At 52.8% G+C, this 18,197-nt stretch carries 10 protein-coding genes; all 10 read right to left on the reverse strand.

Features of this window, described 5'->3' with window-relative positions; genetic code table 11:
- Position 1: 1 nt before the first annotated feature.
- A complete protein-coding gene (locus tag P8N76_02950) occupies positions 2-1,453 on the reverse strand; it encodes a hypothetical protein (protein MDG2380606.1) in 1,452 nt (483 codons plus the stop codon).
- Positions 1,450-3,183, reverse strand: a complete 1,734-nt coding sequence (locus P8N76_02955; protein ID MDG2380607.1) for a type II secretion system protein GspK — start codon at positions 3,181-3,183, stop codon at positions 1,450-1,452. Before P8N76_02955 ends, P8N76_02950 begins: the two co-directional genes overlap by 4 nt.
- The gene (locus tag P8N76_02960) at positions 3,180-4,379 is read right to left on the reverse strand and encodes a prepilin-type N-terminal cleavage/methylation domain-containing protein (GenBank protein MDG2380608.1); all 1,200 of its coding nucleotides are present in this window, start codon (positions 4,377-4,379) and stop codon (positions 3,180-3,182) included. Before P8N76_02960 ends, P8N76_02955 begins: the two co-directional genes overlap by 4 nt.
- Complete coding sequence (locus tag P8N76_02965; GenBank protein ID MDG2380609.1) at positions 4,363-4,836, reverse strand: prepilin-type N-terminal cleavage/methylation domain-containing protein; 474 nt, start codon at positions 4,834-4,836, stop codon at positions 4,363-4,365. Before P8N76_02965 ends, P8N76_02960 begins: the two co-directional genes overlap by 17 nt.
- The gene (locus tag P8N76_02970; protein MDG2380610.1) at positions 4,833-5,699 is read right to left on the reverse strand and encodes a type II secretion system protein; all 867 of its coding nucleotides are present in this window, start codon (positions 5,697-5,699) and stop codon (positions 4,833-4,835) included. Before P8N76_02970 ends, P8N76_02965 begins: the two co-directional genes overlap by 4 nt.
- 197 nt (positions 5,700-5,896) lie before the next feature.
- Positions 5,897-6,382: a type II secretion system major pseudopilin GspG gene (gene gspG / locus P8N76_02975; protein MDG2380611.1), complete on the reverse strand. Its 486-nt coding sequence runs from the start codon at positions 6,380-6,382 to the stop codon at positions 5,897-5,899.
- A 35-nt stretch (positions 6,383-6,417) separates the two neighbouring features.
- Positions 6,418-7,641: a type II secretion system F family protein gene (locus tag P8N76_02980; GenBank protein ID MDG2380612.1), complete on the reverse strand. Its 1,224-nt coding sequence runs from the start codon at positions 7,639-7,641 to the stop codon at positions 6,418-6,420.
- A gap of 16 nt (positions 7,642-7,657) precedes the next feature.
- Positions 7,658-9,355, reverse strand: a complete 1,698-nt coding sequence (locus P8N76_02985; GenBank protein MDG2380613.1) for an ATPase, T2SS/T4P/T4SS family — start codon at positions 9,353-9,355, stop codon at positions 7,658-7,660.
- A gap of 378 nt (positions 9,356-9,733) precedes the next feature.
- Entirely contained in the window at positions 9,734-15,946 is a 6,213-nt protein-coding gene (locus tag P8N76_02990; protein MDG2380614.1) for a secretin N-terminal domain-containing protein, read from the reverse strand.
- Between the two features lie 266 nt (positions 15,947-16,212).
- Entirely contained in the window at positions 16,213-17,880 is a 1,668-nt protein-coding gene (locus P8N76_02995) for a thiamine pyrophosphate-binding protein (protein ID MDG2380615.1), read from the reverse strand.
- Positions 17,881-18,197: the final 317 nt, after the last annotated feature.

The following is an 18,197-nucleotide window of genomic DNA, read 5'->3' on the forward strand; positions in this document are numbered from 1 at the left end:
ACTATTCATTCGTGTTCGGACGAACGCTAATACTCGTTTCAAATTGACAAGGAAATGCTCGTTTGTCAGAGGCCTGTGAAATACGACGACTTGTAACTTGGTGAGCTTGATCTCGAAGAGTGGACTCCATCTGACCAATGATTGCCGGATCTTTCACGCGAACGCTCATTGAGACCACACCCAGCCCATTGTTGCTGGCGGTCATCGACATATTTTGCACCACCGCCTGATCTGCCGGAGGAAATTCGGCTGATAATTCCTGAAGTTCATTCAGCCAGTGAATTTCTTGAGTCCGCCAGCGAGCCACAGCGTCGACGGCAAATGTTCGCGAGCGCAGCTTCTCCAGTAATTTCGTTTGCTGCTCGAAATCCGCCGATACCTGATTGAAATCGGCGTTTGCAGCATCCAATTCCGTTTTGAATTGCCAACCCACAATGGCCAACACCACGGCCGCAACCGTGACATAAAAAGCGATTTTCCGACCATAGCGAGGAGGCTTCGGAGGGCGCTTTGGATTAGCGAAGTCGATGGGGGGCTGACCTTCGGCAAAATCGCGAACGATCCCAATTAACGCCGTGAAGCGGTAGACTTGCGGGGAATCGACGTTTGATCGCAATTGAATGCCAACCAAAGGGTCGAGTACCGACACTGGCATTTCCAGCAGATCGGCCATCCGCTCGATACGCGATCCGCCTTGATTGAAATCCCCAAACATGTAGATGTGCTGAACATTCGAATCGTCTCGTGATTCGATCGGGGCAACCGCAATCGTGCGACGAATTTCATCGACCACTTTTGCCAGTCGCTCGTCCTCCGAGGTTTCGGCCGCCAACCGCACGCTTCGACTGAACTGCACACGGCCGCGTTTCAGTATGGACATATCCGCACTATCGTCGACCAAATTCAACAAGAGTGAGGTGACGTGTTCCTCGCCTGTCAATCGATCGAACAACGAAGCCACCGCCAGTGGTCTCAGCACTATCTGGGCAGCGGCCCTTCCCACACCCACCCCGATTTCATTGAGAAACAGACTGGTCTCGGGTCGCAGCACCAAGGCCTCGATGCGTACCAGATCTGGCTCGATTTCAGGTAGTTCAACAAAGTCAATGACTGTGTCATCGGGGAGATCGGACAAACGGCGCATGACTTCGTTGCGCACCAGATCCGGCAACTCAGCTTTCGTTGCCATCGGCAATGACAATTGCACCTGCTCAACCTGGGAACGAGGAAGCCCCACCAACAGTTGGAATGACGAGACCCGAAGTTCTTTCAGTTTTGCAGCGAGCCGTTTACCGGTTTCTTCCGGAGTTTCATCGCGATCAAATTCGATCGTGATCACGTCAATTAGATCGATCGCGTTCCCGCGAATCGCAGCAACTAACGCTTGGAGTTGCCCCTGATCCCAGGACAAGGCCACCACATTGCGACGTGAACTTTTTGAAAATCGAATCATGGTCGTTGTTGACTGGGTGAGGATTGTGGGAGAGCAGAAGCACGGGAATCTGTCGCTTTGGCAGGCGGGCCACCCAAGGGTTGATCGGGATCATCGACGAGCGCCAGTTCATCGTACCGGTATCCGCGACCAGATCGACGTAAATCTCGATAAAACAAGGTGGTAATTTCCTCTGGGGTCCCATCCAGGACAAACTCATGCCGAGACCAGGGTGAATCGGCGTCGTAGTAGGCCACCACTTCCCCTTGAATTACATCGCCACCGACCGTGAGAAAGGGAAGCAACAGCCGCATGGTTTCAAGCTCGACAATTCCTTCAGCAAGTAGCCAACTGGCATGACGGCGTTCCGGTGTGAGTGACGTAGCGTCGTCGCGCGTCGCCACGACTTGCTCGACTGCCTCCGGGGGAAACTCTGGAATCGCTGCTAACACCTCTGCCGTCGCTCGATTTAAATCAACACGACCGACGATAATCGGATCCTCGCGCGTGGTCGTCGCATCACAGAATTCAATGACGGAGATTTCCGAGTTACCGTCCGTCGAAATAGGACTTTTGAACACCGGCTCGTCGTCTTGACTCTCGTCACTCTCTCCCTCGCCGACGATCACAAACGCATCCACAACATCCAGCGGCGAGAGGAACTCATATCCGGCCGACTCGGTCAGTGAGATGGTCGGCAACTGGTCAGCCGACCGTGCATCAGTGCGTTCTTCCGCAGGTCCCGACTGCCTCATCAACAGCACAAAATTCGCCAACTCTTCACTGAATCGACTGGACAACTGCTCGTGAAGAGAGACTAAATTCTCTTGATTCAAGTGGATGCGTGGGAAACCATCATAAGCTTCATTCCGCTCAGCGCTGTAAACCGTTAAGAAGTGCGACCAAGGTCTTGCGTCCAGCGTTGAATCATTCGTGACCGACAACCGTTGCGACGATGAAGCCGAACGATCGTTTGGATTTGACGTATCGATCGGCAAATCGTTCGACGGCAGTCCGTTCGAGTTCAAGCTGCCAGACCCCTCATCAGTGGCGTTGGTTTTACGGTCTGGGCCCAAGGTCGGCTGCGATCCATCAAGCAAACGCATACGGCTAACACCACGCACAGCTAACAACATCTCAAGATGGGCTGGAACTTGGTTGATCGGGGCACGCGGAGGATTCAATCCTGAGTAGAACTCCAACTCGGCTCCAAATTCACGGGGCTGATCATCCGGGTCGATCCAATCAAGGATTGAATCCGCCACCGTTTCCGTCATACCAGGCAATCGCATCAAGGCGAGTCGACCGCTGCCTGGCTCGATCTCGTCCCACTGCAATAAGGTGGGCAGCGATATTTTCGCCGAGGTGCATTCGACACCAAAAAAGAAATATTCGTCTGGATTCTCTTCGTCGTACTTTGAAGCAAGCACGCAAAATCGCCCATGTCGTTGACCAAAGTAATCGCGATCGACGACAACATCCTGAAACTGATTCGGATTGTCAAACCAACCACCGACTAAATCGCGATCGATTCGCGGCATGGCTAATAGGGTTTTGAGATACTCCCCGGCCGAGTCGCCGACCGCCTGAACTTGCATACGATCCGCGGACATATGAGCGGCGCGATTTTCCGCTTGCATCAGAATGACGAAACTGTAGGCCGTCAGGCTGACAAGAACAATCACAATGGTCACGACGAACAGAGCTGCGCCACGTCGTGGGCGAAGTCGATCCGGAAATGATGATCTCATGGGACGGCTCCATTGGTTCTTCCTGCCGCGGAACCGGACGAAAAGCTCGATGTAGCCGAAGAGAATTCTCCACTCGCCTCGGTCTGGTCAAAATCACGCAGGCCGGTCGGTGATCGCAAATAGATCAGTCGACGAAAGCCTTGGGGGGGCTCTAATTGTGAAGACCGTAAGCGTTCGTCGTCGATTTCCTCCTCCGGTGGCTCCTCTTCGGCCAACAACCTGGTCGCTTGTTCAGTTGGATCGTTGGTCTCCACTGGAGCCGGTTGCAACCAAAATGGATCTAGCAGCTCCATTTTAAGCTCGACGGCCACCGGCAAAGCCTTTTGTTGTTCGGCACTCCACGAATGGGTCCAACTCCGCCCGTCAAAATAACGTAAGCGAAACAATTTCAACTCCGGCACATAATCGACTCGCTGCTGAAAATCTGCAGCAATGGCCTGCTCGAGCGATTCATCAGGAACATCGGTTGGCATTTCTCGATCATCGTCAGCACGCATTTGCTGGAACGCGTTTTCGTCGAAAGGGATACCGGGCACCCGCAGCTTACGCAACATGTCGTACAAATTGGATTCAGCCAGCGACCTCATCGAGAGGGCCAACAGTTCTTCCGCCTTCCACTCACACCGCACGAGTCCTGGTGGATATCCTGCCCGCAGCGCGCTTCCTGGTGACTGAAATTGATAGACCACCCGCCGCACAAAATCCGACATCGGTGGTCGATTGAGATCCACACCGCGAAACGGACGATTTGACGCAGCGGGGACGGTTAAATCGAGTACCAGAGATGTCGCGGTACCCTCGAGTCCAACGACAGCACGCGACCAATCCGTTGAGACTTCCCCCAACTCGCCGAGCGAAGAAATCTCTTCTGATTGCCAATTGACGGCTTGACTAAAAGCCAATGCATCTTCACCCCCAAATTCGTCACCGCTACCCTCTTTGATCTCTGCGGCTGCTCGAGAATCAGATCGTACGTTACAAGATCGCAGATCGCGTGACAGTTGATCTGTCAGGGATCTGAGGAGTTGCCAGCGTTCGACGCGTACCTGATTACGCTCAAACTGATTGCGGTAAATGTCCAACAGGTTCCAAGTCACCACCATCAGGACCGACATCAACACGGTCGCGATGATCAGTTCCAACAGAGTGAAACCGCGGTGTCTCCAAGATTTGCGATCATCAACGTGGGAGATCATTTTGCCAATCACCTGTGTCGAAGGGAAATCCAGCCGCATCCTTGGATCGTTCTTCGCCAAGCGGACGTCGCACCCAACGCACAAGCCGATACTCCCGTGAATTCACCGAGGTCGGCGAACCGGTTTGCGGCGGCAACTGAAACAAATCTTGTTGCTCGGTCACAGTCACGGTCACTGCCACCAGATCCCCAATCTCTAACGGTTCGATCTGGACAGAGAAATCCCAGGGCACAAACGGATCCACAGCTTGCGGACGCGACTCCTCCCAGACACGGGTTCCGGCCAGTATTTCCACCATTAGATTTTGGCAAATTGCTTGAGCCTCTGAGATTTCAACCGCACGAGTCGCATGCCGCTGGCCCACATCAATCAATTGCGATAAGACAGCCGCGCTTCCAACGAGAATCGTCATTGCGATCATCACTTCGATTAACGAGAGCCCGTTCCTGTTGCTCATCGCGTCACCCGGCCTTGGCGGTCCGTCGATTCGCGACGAACTGGCGCCCCGTTAATTCCATCGGTCGGTTGCGAAACGGCAGAGGAGGAAGGCGCAAGAGACGACCCGTCACCTTCTGGGAGCAACCATTCAGCTTGACGCACACTACTAACTTGCACCGTCCCCGTCAGACCTCGCAACATGACATCGGCCAAGTACGCATCGGGGGAGCGCAAGGTCCAAGTCATCGTCGACGTGCGACCATCGGGAAAAAATGATATCGACTTAGACCAAGGCAAATGGTGATGGCCTGGCAGCGAGCGACCATGGGCTGCAACAGTTGCTGGCTGCAGTGAATCGCGGCGTTGGGCTGAATCCACCATCAGCCTCGACCTTTTTCCCCGATCTAAATCGACCACCCCTCTGGAAGCCGCGCTCGGATCGCGCCGGACGGAATCTTTCATCCCAGGAATTACATCCAAGGCAAAAACAACGTTATTCGCTAGTCGTTGGGCAACACGATAAGGACGACGCATCGGTGGGTCACGATCTTTGGGACGAAGACCCTTCTCTTGCGTCGATGCGGGCAGAGGCTTTTGAGTAGCCGAACGATATGGAGAAAGATTACTATTTTTCGACGCTTCGGTGCGACGACTCGCCCGGTCAACAACCTCTGTCAGTTCGTATTCACTCGTGCCAGGACGCCAACGCAAACGATGCTCGGTGCCGGTTTCCATGGACCGAATCCGTGCATTGAGCACCAAACGAGTTAGATCTTGGGCAGCTTGCTGGACGTCACTCTTTGCCAGCGGTCGCATCAACACGGGAAATGACAAGGTCGCCAGGGTTCCAATGATGGCCAGCACAATGACCAATTCGAGCATCGTGTAAGCCGCCCGCCCGCAACGGACCGAACAAGCCGGTTTCACCCCCGAGCAGGAACAGTAGTTGTGGCTCAGCATTGGGGGAACATTTATCATACGAAAGGCCGCGTTCGAAGTCGCTCTATAATGCAAATGACGGCACGAATGTCAAAACATCCATGCCGTCGCCATGATCACTTCGTGTGATAGGGTTCGCGTTACTTGCTGGCTGCAGGATCTTGATTATTCTTTTTTTCATCTCCGTTCGCCGACTTCGTCCAGCTCACAATGTCATCGGCCGTGTTATCTTTGGCGTCCGGTCCGATCGACCAAATATTCGGCTCACCGTCTCCACTGCGGCTACCAGGAAATTCATAGCGGTAGGCGTTACCCCAAGGATCTAAGGGGACTGATCTATCTTCCAGGTACGGCCCGGCCCAATTGCGGGATCGATTCTCATCAGCTGGCTTGCTGATCAACGCGGTTAGTCCCTCTTCTGTTGTCGGGTGGAAGCGGTGATCGACCTTGTAGAAATCGAGTGCCTGTCCCAACCCGTCGATCTGCGTTTGCGTAATTTTCGCATCGGCCTTTTCCTGGGTCTTCAAGAGACGAGGCCCAACCATCGCAACCAACAACACGAGGATTGCCAATACGATCATGATTTCCACAAGAGTAAAACCTACTCGATTTCTTCGACGATTCATTCCTTCTTCCTTTCAAACGAGTCACGCACGGCGCATCAAATCGACGTGCTCATATCGAATACAGGCAAGAGCAGAGCGACCAACACAAACAAGATCGCGCCCCCAATTATCACAAGCATGACCGGTTCGATGAAACGCACCATCATCGTTAACTGACGGGCGATGCGTTTATCGATGCCGTCTGCGACATTGATTAATACGGTATCAAGAGTGTTTGATTCCTCGGCAACTCGAATCATCGCCATCGTTTGGGCCGGTATCAAGCCACACTCGGAAAGCGGAGCCGACAAGGTTTGCCCCGACGAGATATTTTCAGCCGAATCACGTATGGCGTCGGCGAGCAATTGATTTCCCACCGATCCGCTGCTGATCTGCAACGACCTGAGGATCGGTACACCATTTCCCAGCAACGTACCGAGCACGCGACAAAATCGCGAAATAGCGCTATCGTGAAAAATCTTTCCAGCAATCGGCAACCGCAGCTTCCAGCGGTCAACCAGGTAACTACCTCGCTCGGTTTTGAGTAACCGTTGCAAACCCAAGACGGCAGCAACCAAAGGGATCAGCAACAGTAAACCGTAGGACATCAAAAATTCACTAAGGAACAACAAAACAATGGTCGGTGCCGGCAACCCTGAACCCTGTTGCTCAAGACGTTCAAACAATCCTTCAAATTTGGGTACAAAAAATACAATCAACACCAAGGTAACGACAATTCCACCGATCATCAAAAAGACCGGGTAAGCCATCGCGCCTTTCACTTGGCCCTTGAGTTCCTCTTGAAGCTCTAAGAAGCTCGCCACGCGATTCAGGGCTTCCTCAAGAAACGCTCCTTCGGATCCGGCACGAATCATGCTAATGGTCAGATCCGAAAAGATCTGAGGGTGTTGCGAGACGGCTTCTTCGAGCGATGTGCCGTCGGCGACTTGATCACGCACCTGAGTCATCACATCCTGCATGACAGGATGTGGCGATTGTTCGGCCAGCAAACTGAGTGCGGTCAACAACGGCACTCCGTTGTGTAACAGGTCCGACAACTGCGTCAGGCAGTTAGCCACTTGCTCCGCACTGACACGTCGGTGACGTTTCAGATCAAACCGTTTGGCAACAGAGGAACTAGCTTCCTGATCCTCGACGGTGAGCGGAAACAAAGAACGCTCGGACAGCAGGTTGAGCGCATCACGACGATTAGCTGCTTGCAGCAGTCCCGTTACGTCACTTCCATCTAGTCCACGAGCTGTATAGGCAAATTCGGGCATGACTGAATCACAAAAGTCAATCGGCCTTGGTAACGCGAATTACTTCATCAATCGAGGTAACGCCCGCAAGCATCTTCTGCCAACCGTCTCCACGCAACGAACGCATTCCGGCCGAAATAGCGGCGCGTTTGATCAGTGTCGATGGTTGACGATCACTGGCAAGTTGCCGAACCTCTTCGTTCGCTGTCAGCAACTCGTAGATTCCAAGACGCCCCGAATAGCCCGTACCCCGACATTGTCGGCAACCTACCGGCTGAAAGATGTCCTGACCCGACTCTTCGACCAGTTTCCAGGGAAAGTCGGTGGGTACTTCGTCACGAGTCGGAATCAACACCGACTTGCATTCACGGCAAAGAGTTCTTACCAGTCGCTGCGCTAGAACTCCTTCGACTGTGCTACTGACGAGAAATGGCTCCACGCCCATATCGCAAAGTCGCATAAAAGCGCCCGCTGAATCGTTGGTATGCAACGTGCTGAAAACCAAGTGCCCCGTCAACGATGCTTGGGTCGCGCTCTCACCGGTCTCAAGATCGCGGATTTCTCCGACGAGCACGACATCAGGATCGTGCCTCAAAATGCTGCGTAGGCTAGCTGCAAAAGTTAACCCAACCTTCGCATGAACCTGAATTTGATTGATCCCCTCAAGCTGATACTCAATCGGATCTTCGGTGGTGATAATCTTCGTGTCTTCACTCTTAATTTCATTTAATGCGCTGTAGAGCGTCGTCGTTTTACCGGAACCCGTGGGTCCTGTGACAAGCACGATACCGTGTGGCAATCGGATCAAGTCGCGAAATGATTGGTAGACATCTTGTGGCATGCCGATGTCTCGCAAAGAAAATTGCATGCGATCTTTATCTAAGACCCGCATTACAATACCTTCGCCGTGCAACATCGGAATGATCGACACCCGAATGTCCACCTCACGACCAGCGACACGTAGTTTTATCCGACCGTCTTGCGGTACCCGCTTCTCCGCAATATTCATTTGAGACATGATCTTCAACCGACTGACAATCGCCGAATGAAAACGATTCATCTCTGACGGCGTCGACTGTCGCTGCAACACACCATCGATGCGATAGCGAATCTTTATCCCAGACTCTTGGGCCTCAATATGAATGTCGCTCGCCTGAGTCAGCACCGCCTCCGACAAGATCTCATTCACCAGACGCACAACCGACGCCTGCTGAGCCATCTCCGAAGCTTCGCTGTCATCAAACTGAACTTCGTCGAGAACTTCGACCGAGTCGTCCGACTGGGACAACAGGTCGTCCACCGTTTCCGCACCCACACCCAAATGGGACTTGATCAGTTTTTCTAACTCATCAGGCAGAGCCAACACGGGTACGATGTGTTGGTCCAGGTGAGCACTGACCGCATCAATTGAATGCAGATCAAACGGATTACCCGTGGCCACCTTCAGAGAATCACCATCTTGGCAAATCGGAAATACGCCATGCCGATGAACCAACTTGGCCGGAAAACCTTGAACCACATCCGGGTCAATCGTGGTCTTCGTCAAGTCGATGACCGATAGCCCCAATGTCTCGGCGATAGCTGACAAAACGGTGTCGGCACTGTCTAAGCTAAGCTGATCGGCAATTTCGCCAAGCGACACGCCCTCTTCCAGCTGTTGGCGAATCCGTTGCAAATCGCGCAACGAAATTACGATTGAGACAGGCTGGCTCGGGGTCGCTAGCGCGGTACTCACGGACGATACAGTAGGCGATTCGGGGCTATGCACGGCTAAAATCAGTCCTGTCAAAGCACGATTTGAATCAAATGCTTGTGACGACCGGTGGGGCGGGCTCTTGCTCTGGGGGAGGGAAACGCAGGGAGTTCAGGCGGGTCAAGTCAGGAGGGATACTTATAACGATGAGTTCAATTGCTATGCAAGATAGAGTAGTGGTGTCGGATAATCAAGTCAAGGTAAAACAACACCGAATACAAAGGATAGATAAAGACGTTTAACAGCGGAAACAGACAACAAACAGCGGAAACAGATAACAAAAGCCCACTCACCATACCACTGGGGGGGGTAGAACAATCACTCGCAGATACACCGTCCATCCGCCCCAGATGGGAGCGATCAATCGGCGATCAGTTTTTCCAGCGTCTCTTCAAGCTGCTCCGCATTAATTTGCTCAAGCGAGATCACACCCACTTCGCGGCGGTCGTTTTCCATCGATTCTCGGTCCAGCTGATTGATCAACGTTTTGACTTCACCACTCAACTGCCGCGGCGCGAGAATCACGATCGAATTGGTGACTCGATCAACTTGCAATGTCAGCAGGGGTCCGGCGGTCGAGGCGTTGATTTGTTGCAGCACTGACGCGACCTCGGAGGAAATGCCTTCGGGAATCGCAATTTCGGGCCGACTCCCACCGGACTTGAGTTGGGTCTCGTAGACGCCCTCCAGGATTTCAATAACACGCTCTGCGTCAGAGTATTCGAGGGGGACAATCGACGGCCGGGCGTTGGCCAGCGCATCGGGAACACTTGAAGAATCAAGCACCTTTAGCAATTCGGTAACGACCACACGATCTGCAGGGCGACCGTGGATGACGAGCGCATTGAGTCGATCGTCAGCAACCATACTGACGCGTCCCAAAGTCGTTCGGGTCGTAATCGGCATTTTTTCAAAAAGGTCATCGAGGATTTTGGCAACCGTACGTGCTCCGGCATTTCGCAGGGTAACCACGGCAAAATTACCAGCAGCAGTGTCGATTCTGTTGCGCCGCGCCAGTGTACTGAAGAGCGCTGCAGCTTGATTGAGCGCTTCTTCATCGGAAGACATAATCGTCACACTCCCCTGCCCTGGCACGACAAGAATGGCAGGCAAATCGGACCCCGACTCTGTCTTGGTCGGAACGCCGGCTTGATCTTTCTCAGTGGCGACGGCACGTGTTTCAAATTCATACTGAGATTGGGTTTGATCGAGTTCAATCTGATCGATTCGTGGTTCATCTTGGGGAGCCTCATCAGCTGAGGGAGCCGTTTCAATCTGTTCAGCCCGTTGCCGCTCCATTACCTGAATTTTGTTCGGTCGCAGTTTGGGCCAGATGTCTTCGATTTGCCGGATCGCTTGTTCCAGGTTACCGCGAAAAGGAACGACGCGTAGACCATTTTGGCTCGTTAACTCGGTCGGCAGTTCCCCCATCTTGGTAAGCAACTTGCGAATTTCTTCGATTTGTTCCGCTGTCCCACGAACAAACAGTTGCTGTGTCTCCGTGTCACCGTTGGCGACCGGCCGATTCACTTCATCTTCGAACAGACGGTCAATCGCCAATTCGACCGAGAAAGGATCAACGGTCTGCAGGGGGAAGACTTCGACGACGGCCTCGGCACCTTTGAGCTGCTCCAAGGTCGTCTTAATCATTCCATGTTGACGTTCATTAGCTAGGGCAACGAGCCGTCGAGACCGATCATCCAAAATTAAATCCGTCGGTTCCGACGGTCGATCGACAAGCGTTTTCAAGGTCGCCAACAGGGAAGGATTTACCAGATTCAAAGGGTAAACGACTAGTTGTCGATTGCCATCGTTTTTGGCAACATTACCCATTTGAGAAACAATCTTGGCAATCGTCAGATGTTCTTGGACGGGTGCTTTGACGAATAAAGTTCGATTTGCTGCATCAAAAGACAGTGCCACGAGCGGATTACCGTCGTACATTTGCCTCAATGACTGAAAAACGGACTCCGAATTTGCCGGCCCTAATGAATAACTTTGCAAAGTCGGCTTGCGATCATTATCGACATCCATTTCCTTAACGGTAGCGGCGATCTTTGCATGTTCTTTCGCGGTTGCCGTTGCAACGAGGATTCGATTTGGCACATCGGCCGCAATCACGGCGTTAGGTAACAACGACTTGAGAACCTGCAATGCGGCAGCCACATCGGCGACTCGAAAAGGATAAGCACGTGCTTCCGTGGGATCATCCCGCTGTACGTCTAGCTGCTGTACTGTAGCCGCCATGCGAGTGTGGTCAGCCGTCGAAGCGGTAGCGACCAAGGCTCGGCTCGCCGCATCAGCGACAATAATGGCATCGGGCAGCAAAGACTGCAAAGCGATTTGAGCCGCAGCCACATCAGCGAATTGAAATGTGTAAACGCGTGTAATCCGATCATCGACCGGCGCCCGATCCAATTGCTTAACCACCTGCTCGACACGTTGATGCTCCGTTTCATCGCCCGTCACCAATAGGCTGCGATTAGCATCATCGATCGCCATCACCGCTCGTGGCAAAAGAGCTTGCAACACGTCACGAGCACTTTCCACATTACCATGTTCGAAGGGATAGACGCGAGTTTGTCGGGAATCAGTATCGCGCCCCATCTGGGCAACCGTCTGTTGAATTTGCGTGTGTTGTTCGGGGGTTGCAGTCACCACAAGCGTCTGATCAGATCCATCCACTGCCATCGTGGCCTCCGGTAGTAATGCCTTGAGCACATCTCGCGTCTGCGAGGCATTTCCCAAAGGAAAACGATAGACCTTGGCCTCCACGCCACTCACGTTTTCTCGGTCAAGCTGCTTGACCGCCTGTTCGATCAATTGATGTTCTGTCGGCAACGCTGTCGCGATGAGGCTTTGCGTTGCAGGATCCACGGCAAACGTGACTTGTGGCAACATGGCAGTCAATGACGTTTGCAACCCGGCGGGATCCGCATGCTGAAGCCGGTAGACGCGTGAACTCTTTTTCTCGACTTCCGGGAGCTTGTTCAAAATTTCATCCAGAGCAGCGGCAAGCAGTGCATGCTGGTCTGCTGACGTGCGAACGACCAGTGCCTTCCGATCCGCATCGGCAATGATCGAAGATCTTTGTTTCAGTTTTGGGTCAAGCAATTCAAGCAGTGTCGCAGGGTCATTATCACCAACCGGGTAGACCTTCAATTCCAACTCTCGCGATCGTCCCTTCGCCTTTTGCAAATCTTCAAGTGCTAATTTAATTTTTTCGTGATCCGCCTTTCGCGCACGAATTAACAGACGTTGTTCATCCTCACTGGGAAAATAAGTTGCTTGGGTTGCAATGGATGCAATCAACTCTCGAGCCTCGCTGTCAGAAATGGTCCCCAATGGGTAGCCCACCACTGACAACGGCTGCTGGCTGATTTGTTGTTCTAATTCGTCAATGACCTGCTGCAACCGCTGATGTCCGGCTGGCGTTGTCCAAACAGCCAGTTGAGCATCACCGGCTGCTGAAATCATCTGGAAGTCGGGACCCAACGTCGGAATCAGCTGCCTGACTTGCTGCAGCACGGCCGATTCGGAGTCGTAGATCTGCAAGGAGCCATTTTCTTGCAACGGTGTTTCAGATTCAATCTGTTCAACCACCGTGGCGACCCGGGCCAGATCTTTCTCATCGGCCCAGACAAGCAGTTGTCGATTATCGGTGGAAGCAGTCACTTGCGCGGCGGGCACAGTCGATCGCAGCAATGAAAGCAAGACGTCGGCATCGATCTTTTCGACGCGATAGACCCGTAAGCTTCCTTCCCGACCATCACGACCTTGTGTCATTTCGGTCATTGCCGTCTGCACCGCCTGATGCTCCTCTGGCGTCGCCCAGACAATAAGGCTTCGATTATTTCCATCCGCAACCAGGCGGGCACGAGGCACCAAATCCTCGATCAGCCTTCGCACGTCGTCCACATCACGAACTCCACAGGGATAACTCACTACTTTCTTTTGCTGACCCTCCGATTGTTGACGAAATTCCTCCACGGTTTTTGCGAGCAATTCGTGGTCGCGTTCATTACCCCAAGCAATGATCGAGTTAGAATCGCGATCGGCGGTCAGCGTCATCTTGGGTAACAATTCCCGAAACATTTCGATCACATCTCGGGCATCCACTTCGCCAATTTTGTAATAAGCCATCTTGCTCGTGCCGGCAGTTGAGGGCTTATCCAATTGTTCAACGGCTCGACCTATCTGCGGATGTTGATCGGCAGTCGTCCAGACCATGACACGGCGACTCTCTTCATCCACCACAATTTTGGTATCGGGATAGAGCTCTATCAGAATCGACTGAACGCTGGCAGGATCACCGGACGCGAGTGGGTAGCTGACTAATTCCATCGCAGCCGCCGCATCGGTCGACCGCAGTGATTCCAACAACGTCTGAAGTTGTTTGAGTTGATCGGAGTTCGCCCAGACAACGATCTGAGATGGTTGAGAGTCATCAATAATGCGGAGGCCCGAAAACTGATCCTTGAGCGACGGCAGCAGTTCAATCAGACGATTCTTTAGCCTCGGCGTGACGGGAAACGCTCGCAACATTGCCTCTTTCGACGGGATGGTGTCGCGCACCTCCTGCAGGACGGCAGCAAACTGCTCGTGTTCTTTTTCACTGGCGATCACCCCGAGACCACGTCCTAGCGGATCGTCCACGATTTCAATTTTGACCAATTCCGGGGCCAACTTGGAACGGAGCGAGTTAAGCCGTTGCCGCAATTGCCCGTTCGCCGGATAGAAACGCAACTGACGCTTTACCAGTGGAAATTGAGCTTTTAGTTCCTTCAATAGTTCAGCAACCCGCTGATGGGTCGGCTGATCCGTGACGATTCGTAGATCTTCGGGAGCCCCACCCTCGATCACTTCGATCATGCTCAAATTCGGATCTAACTTCCGATAAGTACTCAGAAATTGTTTTCGTTGTTCCGCGGTTACGTCATAAAGCCGCAGTTGCTTTCGCAGTCTTTGTCGATCCCCGCTCCCGAGTTGATCGAGAATGATGGCGACTTGTTCGTGATCGTCGTCGCTGGCGATCACAAGCCAGCGGTCGGCTGCCGTATCCTCCTGGATCTCTGCATCGGGTACTAAGGAGGCTAACACCTTCAAAGTGTTTGGCAAGGAATCACGTGGGCGTACGTAACTCTTTAAGATTCGTGATTCGTTGGAAGCAACATCCAGTTCCTTCACCAAAGTGGCAACAATTGCTTGCTCAGCTCCATCGGCCACGACAATTAAACGTCGGCCGTCGACCACAACAGAAATACGTGGGTAAAGTGACTGTAGCGCCTCGGCCACCGTGCTTGGCTCCGAATTTTCCAAGGTGTAGACATTGGCTCGTTGCGCTTTTCCATCGGCGACGGCTTCAAGTTTTTGCAAGGACTGCACGAGAATTTCATGATCCTTTGCGGGCGCAAATGCGATGAGTCGTAATGGGTCGGATTCGACCCTGAATGATGCTTGAGGCAACACCATCTGAAGCTGTTCAACCAATTCACTTGGACCGGCGTGTTCAAGCGGATAAGACTCCAAAATCATTTGCCCGCCCCCCAACGCCTCGTCTGACATTTGGTCGAGCAGTTCCTTGATCACCGCTTGTTGGCTCGGCGGGGCATACGCGTTAATTTGGCCCGCAAGCTCATCAATTGTCACGTTGACTTCGGGCATCAAGCTCTTGAGCATTTCCACGGCGGCTTGAGGATCAATTTTTGAGACGGGGTAAATCTGTAGTTCCGGTTTCGGCGCTGGTGGCTTGGGTGTCGGCGGTTTTGGCGTGCTGGGAACTGGAATCGATTCGATCACGGCGCTAACCGCTCGCATTTTCCCGGCGGTGGTCCAGACCAGTAGCTGATTCGTCTGAGGAAGTGCAATCGCTTCGCCGAAATTACCAATCAACGGCGTGATTTCTTCCGACACGGCCATCGCCGGTCGCCCCGCCAAGGGAAACATGACTTGAACTAATTCGAAGTTTCCATACTGATCGAGATCGGCCATCTTCACACGCGGCAGCATGCCCGCTGGAATTCCATCGGCCAGATTCAAACATATCAACATTCGTTCGCGTCGGACCAAAGTGTACGATCGTGTGATCAAAACACCATTCAACAAATCCAAGGCCTGTACGGGTGTGTAAGATTTTGAATCACTGTAAGTAAACGTCCCTGGCGGAACCGAGTTGGCGACCAAAGAAAGTCCCGCCTGACGTGCGAACCAGTCCAGCACGTCAAGCCACTTGGTCTGTCGAAAATTAAAGGTCAGCTTGGCGTTGCCTGGCAACGCGCGAAATTGTTTTTGCTGCTCCGCGGTTAGCAGCTGTTGAATCTGTGTCGCGAGGTCAGACAATTGCTGCGTACGATCCTCAACACTCTGAATCGTCAGCGCTTGGGCTTGTGCCTGCTGGAGCTCAGCTAATTTGATCCGTTGTTCATCACTCAAATTCAGCTGGTCTAAAATCTCGGATTGAGCGAGACGTCGGAGATCAAGCGACTCGGAATCGGCTTGTGCCCGGGCCGACTCAACCCATGCGAGACTCACGAGCAAGAAAACAATCTGATACAGAACGACACGGGCAATCATTCGTAGGCGACTCCGCAGGTGGGCAACGACGCGGGATGGACAGGTAGGCAGACGCCTATTAGACGACAGATACGCCTTGTCGTAAAGGAAGATCGTCAGGGTTTCGACCCTGCAATCGACAGTTTCCCATCAAGGGAGAGAGTCTTAGCACGGTTCTCAACCAACCCGACCACAATGCCGATGTTTCAAAGTACGAACATCGACCCGAGCGGGGGGGCAGGCCGACATGGGACTGAATCCAAGGTGACCAGCGGGTCGTGGTTCGATCAAACTCGGTCAGCCAATTTTTCAGCAAGCCGATGAAGTGCCGCACTATGATCATCGGTCTGCAGATGAACCTGCAACAGACTCGGTCCGGATCGATCGTTCCAGGCCGATTTCAAAGCCGAATCAAATTCGCCTTCTGTCCGCACCACATACCCCTGGCCTCCTCCATAAACTTCCGGCAATCGGTGATAGTCCCATGGTTGAATATCGTTGAATTTCCATGGCCCTTGGTGAATCCGCCGTTCGGTGCCGTAGCCCTTGTTGTCCAACACAATGATGAGTGGATCGAACTGATGTCGAATGAGTGTCGACAATTCTTGTCCCGTCATCTGAAAAGCTCCATCGCCACAAACCACCACCACGCGGGACCGTGGACGGGCGACTTGCGCACCGAGTGCTGCCGGGACGGCAAAACCCATAGACGTGTAATAGGCGGGACTGAGAAACTCCGTACGACCACGGATCACCAATTCACTTGCCGCAAAAAGTGAATCACCGATATCAGCAATCACAATGGTTTGTTCATCAATTTGTTGGTTGAGTCGATCGAACAGACGAGAGACAGTGATTTCAGCATCCGCAATCGACACAAATGGCTCGGGCAGATGATTGACAAGCAACGTCGGAATCTCACGGCGGGTCACGGTGGGCGGAACGTCTATTAATCGGCCGAGAAAGTCTTTTAGTTGAACCTGGTGATAGTGGTGATGATGAATTCTCAACTGTTCACTCGTCGCATAAATACAATTACCAGGATTGATATTAGCCGTAAAAATGCCCAGATTGATATCAGTCATGAAGGTACCCAACAACAACAAACAATCGCTCGACTCAACAAATTCGGTGACGCCTTGCCTACCCATCGCCCCCTCGTAGAGACCTACGTACAAGGGATGCGTTTCACGGATGACGCTCTTACCAAGAATGGTGGCAGCAATCGGAATTTGAGTCGCCTCAGCAAAGGCCAACAGTTCTTCCTGCAGGCCGAACCGATGCATCTCAACGCCCGCAAGAATCATCGGACGTTTGCTGGATTCTAGCAAACGGCGAGACTCTTCTATGGCTTCACCCAATGCGTCGGAATCACTTTCGATTTCTGGCTTGGAAAACGAATGGCTGATCTGCGGTACAACATCAACCATGTCGCGTGGCAATTCCAGGTAGACGGGTCTCTTGAATCGGGCACAGGCGTCGAGCACCCGATCAATCTCACGAAAAGCGGTCACGGGATCCGATAAGTCGGCACCTGCAACACAAAGCCGCTCGAAGACGTTCATCTGAGTGTCAAAATCGCGGACCATATGATGCAGGAGCGGGTTGCTGGAGCGCTCGTGGATGCCGGGAGAACCCGTAATCACAACCACTGGCGATTTTTCGGCGAAAGCGCCCGCGATCGAGTTACAGACGCTGAAACCACCCACACAATAGGTGATACACAACGCACCCATTCCATGAACTCGCGCATACGCATCTGCGGCAAATCCAGCGCAATCTTCTCGCGTACAACCCACAACGTTCAAATCACTGGTTTCCAACTGCGAATAGAAGGCTAACACGTAGTCGCCCGGGATGCCAAACACATCGCCGATGCCGTAGTCCTGCAGTCGTTGAATCAGGTATTGTCCAATCGAAAGTCCCACGCCGGTATGATTTGAATTCTGAATCATGGTCGATCTCCATTTCCCGAGACAAAATCAGAGCACGAGAGCAACTCGAGACGCCTGCGTGGATTGCTGAGAGCACTCCAATCAGATGCAGGCAGCGCACCAAACTGAAATCGCCTGCCAACGGCCTACCACCCACCGATCGCTTGCGGTTACTCGCCATCGCCAAGAGTGCAGATGTGCCCACACAAGATTTTGGTCGCGAGCCAAAAACAAAGAGGTTTCGCGGCGGGCAACCCGGTTCAGAAGTGCCACCCGCACAAGTCGGCGACCTGTTGTCGCTCAATTCGTCTAGCTTATTCTAAATCGATTTGACAGCT

It is taken from the genome of Pirellulaceae bacterium, assembly GCA_029243025.1.
Lineage (GTDB): Bacteria > Planctomycetota > Planctomycetia > Pirellulales > Pirellulaceae.